General features: G+C 69.0%; 4 protein-coding genes and 1 rRNA gene. 3 read left to right on the forward strand and 2 right to left on the reverse strand.

Going from position 1 to position 4,320, the window contains the following annotated elements; translation table 11 throughout:
* The first annotated feature begins 28 nt into the window (after positions 1 to 28).
* Positions 29 to 136, forward strand: a 5S ribosomal RNA gene (gene rrf, locus WG209_RS21275).
* An 87-nt stretch (positions 137 to 223) separates the two neighbouring features.
* Here the strand turns inward: rrf and WG209_RS21280 are convergent.
* Positions 224 to 667 carry a DUF4279 domain-containing protein gene (locus WG209_RS21280; RefSeq protein ID WP_337177106.1) on the reverse strand — a complete coding sequence of 148 codons (444 nt, stop codon included), beginning with the start codon at positions 665 to 667 and terminating at the stop codon, positions 224 to 226.
* A 221-nt stretch (positions 668 to 888) separates the two neighbouring features.
* Here WG209_RS21280 and WG209_RS21285 point away from each other — a divergent pair, with 221 nt between their 5' ends.
* Together WG209_RS21285 and WG209_RS21290 are read left to right on the forward strand one after the other, a co-directional pair.
* Positions 889 to 2,691 (forward strand): hypothetical protein, encoded by a 1,803-nt coding sequence (locus WG209_RS21285; RefSeq protein WP_337177107.1) that lies wholly within the window; start codon positions 889 to 891, stop codon positions 2,689 to 2,691.
* 114 nt (positions 2,692 to 2,805) lie between these two features.
* Positions 2,806 to 3,168 (forward strand): hypothetical protein, encoded by a 363-nt coding sequence (locus WG209_RS21290; RefSeq protein ID WP_337177108.1) that lies wholly within the window; start codon positions 2,806 to 2,808, stop codon positions 3,166 to 3,168.
* 322 nt (positions 3,169 to 3,490) lie between these two features.
* Here the strand turns inward: WG209_RS21290 and WG209_RS21295 are convergent, their stop codons facing one another.
* The gene (locus tag WG209_RS21295) at positions 3,491 to 4,195 is read right to left on the reverse strand and encodes a hypothetical protein (RefSeq protein ID WP_337177109.1); all 705 of its coding nucleotides are present in this window, start codon (positions 4,193 to 4,195) and stop codon (positions 3,491 to 3,493) included.
* Positions 4,196 to 4,320 lie beyond the last annotated feature (125 nt).

The raw sequence follows: 4,320 nt of genomic DNA on the forward strand, positions 1-4,320 counted from the left end.
GGGGTTGAACGCCCCCGCCGGCCGACTTCCCGGCGACCATACCCGCGGGGCCACACCCGTTCCCATCCCGAACACGGCCGTTAAGCCCGCGGGGCCCATGATAGTGCATTCGCGCGAAAGTCGGTCATCGCCGGGATCCCATCCCGAAGCCCCCGCGCTCGAGAGAGCCCGGGGGCTTCTTTTTTGCGCGCGCCGCGTGGTCTCGCCCCGACCTCAGTTCGGCTCACTCCTCCTCTTCGTCGTATGGGCCGTAGAAATCGAACCATAGTTCGATGTTGAGATCCGTGAGCCTTCGCATCTGGTCCACCGAGATGGTTGGCCCTCCATGCCCGCTTCGCGAGAGCCAGTAGCAGCTGATATCCATTTCGCATCCCTTCTCCTGGAGCTCTCGGAGCGCCGTCGCGGCTGGTTCTATACGATCGAGCAACCAATTGATGTGGCGGCCCGAATCCAGGGAGTCGACGTGGTCCTCCGATGTGAGGAACCACCCGTTTAGGGGGGCCATTCCCGTCGGACCATACCTACCCCTCGTCATCTCCCCTCGGCGTTGCCACCTCGATGGCTCGATCCCCAGCCGGCTGGTTACCTGTGCCGGGTCGATTTGGCCCGGGTAAATACGAAGCGTTGCAAAGGTTCTGGCGCACGTCGAGTAGTCGTCTTCTGGCATGCCGTTTCTCCAGTAACGGTTGCGGTCACGAGTGGGACCCCTTTGCGAACCCGCTGGTCCGTGTCTCACGTCCAGGTTCGCGGCCGACCGGCCATTTCCCGATCATTGCCCGTCTCCAGGTAGCGTTGGCCGGCCTCTTGTGGGCGTTGTCGGGCACGGCTACCGTGACGGATGTAACAGGATGTCGGCGGAGATGGTCGTGACGTGAAGGGGAGAGGCTCATGATGTGGGCTCAGGCTTCGGTGTGGTTGCTGGCCGCGGCGATGGGGCAGGCTCCGGCGGAGGCACCTCCCGCCTGGCTGAAGGCGGTGCCGGCCGAGGCGGACGTGGTGGTCCGGTGTCGCGGCATTGCATCGGCGTCGGACGATCTCAAGGCGATGCTTAATGCCGCGAGCCCGAACGCGGCGGCGACGGCCGTGCCGATGATCGATCAGTTCGTCGACCAGTGGAAGGGGCAGTATGGCGCGGACGTCGTCGACGCCCCGGTCGTCGGGCTGCTGCGCGGAGAGGCCCCGGGGCCGGATGGGGTTCCGCCGTTCGCGATCCTGGTGATGAAGGACGACGCCAAGGGCGTCCTCAAGGCGCTCGCGGGGGGGAAGGACGTCGCGACGAAGGCCGAGGAGGGCGGGTATGAGTCGTTCGCCAGCCCGTTCGGCGCCGGGTCGTGGTATGCGGTCGATGGTGACGGCTTCACGGCGTTCGGCCCCGACGAGGCGTTGATCGCGGGGGTGGCGAAGCCGGGCGATAAGTCGCTCGCCGCCTCCCTCACCCCGGCGTTGGCGACGCCGTTCCTGGCCGGCGACCTCGGCGTTTACGTCAACGCCGCGCGGCTCGCCGAGCGGTACGGGGAGCAGATCGATCAGGCCCGGCAGGCGCTGATGGCGACGCTCGACCAGGCGGCCAACAACGCCCCCAACGGCGCGTCGATGGACACGATCAAGGAGATGTACGCCGGCATGTTCGACTCGCTCAAGACGGCGCGGTCGCTGGCGCTGAACCTCGATTTCGCGGCCGAAGGCCTGCGGATCGCCGGTCGCTTCGAAATGAAGCCGGCCGCCGGGGCCAAGCCGGTCGAGGCCGTCGAGGAGCTCCCGGCCGAGTTCGCCAGGCTGGCGCCCGACGCCGCGTTCTACATCTACATGAACATGTCCGCCGACACCGTGCAGCAGTGGCAGGGCATGAGCCTCCGCATGCTGAACCCCACGGGGGAGGGCTCCCCGGCGATGGCTCGGGTGATGGAGCGGTTCAAGACGCTCGGGCGGATCAAGACCTTCGGGACCTCGACGATGGCCGGCGGCATGAGGACCTTCAACGTCACGGAGGCCTCCGACCCGAAGGTCTACCTGGAAGCCATCGAGGCGACGTTCCAGGCGATGAAGGACGCCGACAGCCCCTTCAACCTCTACAAGGAGGTCGAGGTCGAGCGCGACGCGAAGGTTCACGGCGGCGTGAATTTCACCCGGATCACGGCGACGTTCGACGTCGACAAGATCGCCAAGCTGGGGCAGGGGGGCGGCGCGGACCAGATCAAGGCGATGCTCGGCGGCGACTCGATGAGCTACTGGACCGGGGTCGACGGCCGGCGCGTGATCCAGGTCACGGCGCCGACCTGGGAGGAAGCCGAGGCGCGGCTGAATCAGTTCGCGAAGGGGGATTCGACCGTCGGCTCGCTGGCCGGATTCCGCCAGGTGCGGTCCGAGCTGGCCGACCGGGCGAGCTTCCTCGCGATCGTCAACGGCCAGGGGATCACTCGCATGATGGCGGCGCAGATGGCGGCCACGACGAACCGGCCCGACCTGAAGGAACCCGCCGGCCTCCCCGCCGAGCCGGCCTTCTTCGGGGTCTCGGCGACGCCGGACGGGCCGGGCGCGTATGACTTCCGGGCCTCGCTCCCCTCGGCGATGGGCCCCGTCGTGGAGAACGGGCTGATCCCGGTGTTCCGCAACGCCCAGCCCCGCCCTCCGGCCGTCGCCCCGACCCGGACGCCTCCCCCCGCCACGGCCCCGGCCCCGCCCTCCCGCTGAGGCCGGGTCCGTCCCGCTTCGCGATCCTCGGGCGGAAGCGCCCGAGGGTCGCAGGCCCGCGCGACGACGATTGACGCGGGGTCCGACCGTGGAATCAAGGAGGCGAATGTGCGCGTGACCCAGATCATTACCGCGGGACTATCGGATGTGGATGGTTCGGCCGGCTTCTCTGGGATTCTCGTGAGGGACCACGAGGCCCTGGGCGACGATCGGCCGGTCTTCGTGATCGACGGCGTCTCTCACCGGGCCGATGACGTGGTTTACGGCGGGGATGGTTCGTGGGCCAAGGCCGGTCAGATCGTCCTGGCCTCGTATCTCGCGGACGGAACGCACGATATCGGGTCGCTCGCGGACGAGTTCGTGTCGATGATGACGGATCGCTTGCCCGTGGTCGATCACTCTCGGCTCGATACGATCCGGCGAGAGCGTTGCTGGCAGGCGCTGGAAAATCGTGATGATGAAATCGGGATGAGTTGACTCGACGTTTCAGCCGTTTTGAAGGCGATGCTCCACTTCGGGGCCTTCGGATGATCGCGCGGCTGGCCGAAGCGTCGCGGACGCCGAGCATCAGGACGACAACCCGCGGCCGATGCCTCTCGATGATCGCCGCGGGCCGCCGGTTATTCGTGTCGTCGGCGTGGCGCATCCATGCCCGGGCCGCCTTGTCCGTCCGCCATCCGGCCCACGACGGGTCGGGCCCACGGGCCGTGGGGTGGGAGTGGGCGATCGGCTTGCCGATACGCGGGGGCGCGCCTCGACGGCGGTCGCCACTCGGGGCCGCCGCTTTCCTCGCGGCCGGTCAGGCCTTGAGCAGTTCCCTGGCCTGGGCGACGCCCGGGGCGGGGCGGCCGCATTCGCTCGCGGTCACGCGGGCCAGGGCGACGAGCTGCCGCCAGCGGAAGGCCGGGCGCGTCGATTCGAACTCCTCGCGGACGGTGTTGTAGTACTTCTCGCCGTGCAGGGCCCCGTCCTCGCTGACGGCGTACTTCAGCATCAGCGCGAAGGCCGGCGCGGGCTCGTGCCCGAGCGCGCCGTAGCGGTGGATCACCGCCGAGGCGATCTCCTGCTGGTTCGCCCGGATCGCGGATTCGGCCTCGGCCAGCAGGCCGTCCGGGGCGGTCGTCTTGACGGCCTCGGTGAACTCGTCGAGCGGCCGCGGCGACCAGCTCAGGAACTCGGCGGCGCGGGCCTGGCGGTCGCGCGCGACCTCGTATCCGGCCAGGATCAGGCAGGCGGCCGCGTTGCGGGGGTTCGCGACGCGGGCCATGTTGCGCCACGCGTTGACCGCGTCGCTCGCGTGCACGCCGACCGAATCGCCGTCGACGCTGCCCGGCGGCTTGCCGGGCGAGGCCCACCGCTCGGGGCGGCCGCCGTCGCGCAGGACGAGCTGGTTGGCGGCCAGCGAGATCGCCTCGCCGATCTCGGCCGGGTCGATCCCCTCGGCCAGCGCCGCGGCCACGGCGTCGGCCGCCGAGGCGGGGCTCGACTTAACAAGCTCTGACAAAACCCGCTGGCATCCGGTTTGCGCCCTGTCCCGGTAGTCCCTCTCCATCAAGGAGACTACCGCCATGGCCAACGCCAGCATCCCCGAGCAGTACTACGAGGCGGTCGCCCACCACTTGCCCCCGG

The sequence above is a fragment of the Paludisphaera sp. genome, from assembly GCF_037189885.1.
In the GTDB taxonomy this organism is placed as follows: Bacteria; Planctomycetota; Planctomycetia; order Isosphaerales; family Isosphaeraceae; genus Paludisphaera.